The 851-nt window shown below is 75.4% G+C and carries 1 protein-coding gene and 1 pseudogene; both read right to left on the bottom strand.

Features of this window, described 5'->3' with window-relative positions; genetic code table 11:
* Positions 1-434, bottom strand: a 434-nt coding sequence (locus tag Q2100_RS31500; RefSeq protein ID WP_302917160.1) for a tRNA (adenosine(37)-N6)-dimethylallyltransferase, incomplete at its 3' end; no start/stop codon positions are given.
* Positions 431-851: pseudogene (locus Q2100_RS31495) on the bottom strand (hypothetical protein); the annotation flags it as partial. The pseudogene Q2100_RS31495 and the gene Q2100_RS31500, both read right to left, overlap by 4 nt.

Here is an 851-nt window from a genome sequence, read left to right as displayed (position 1 = left end):
TCGACGGCCGCCAGCTCCCGGTGCAGCGCGGCCACCCCGGCGTCGGCGAGCCGCTGCTCGTAGCGGGCGCGCACCGCCGGATCGGTGGCCGGGAAGGACCACTCGTCGAGCAGCGACTGGACGTAGAGCATCGACCCGCCGACGATCACCGGCACCGCGCCGCGGGCCGCGATCGCCTCGACGTCGGCCGCCGCGGCGGCCTGATACCGCGCGACGGTCGCTATCTCGGTCACCTCGAGCACGTCGAATTGGTGATGCGGCACCCCGCGTCGCTCGGCCACCGGCGTCTTCGCGGTGCCGATGTCCATCCCGCGGTAGAGCTGCATGGCGTCGGCGTTGACGATCTCGCCGCCGATCCGCTCCGCGACGGCCAGGGCCAGCGCCGACTTCCCGGTGCCGGTGGGCCCGATGACCGCCAGCGGCCGAGCGCTCACGGCGTCCACAGGCCGACGAAGTACCCCACTCCGTACGGCGCACCGCGGTAGAGCTCCTCGGCCGATCGCGGCGCGGGTTCGGCCAGGCCCGCGAGCACCTGGTAGGCGACCCGGCCGACGACGGCGTCCGGCAGCCCGTGCAGCGCCGCGACGTCACCGCCGGCCAGTGCGTCGTCGAGCGCCTGCTGCACGGCCACCGAGTCGGGGTCGTATCCGCCGGGGGCGGGCGGGGTCAGCGTGTGCGCACCGTCGGCGACGACGAGCACACCGAATCGTTCGTCGGCGGCGTCCAGCTCGGCGCGCAACCGTCTGCCCCGCTCGGTCGCCTCGCCGGCGTCGAGGCCGGCCGCATACACCCGCACCTGCGCGGTGGCGGTGGGCTGGGCCTGCCCGCGGATCCAGCCGGCGATCAGGGCG

Source organism: Mycolicibacterium arseniciresistens (assembly GCF_030519285.1).
Classification (GTDB): domain Bacteria; phylum Actinomycetota; class Actinomycetes; order Mycobacteriales; family Mycobacteriaceae; genus Mycobacterium; species Mycobacterium arseniciresistens.
This window is presented reverse-complemented; position numbering and strand designations above follow the sequence as displayed.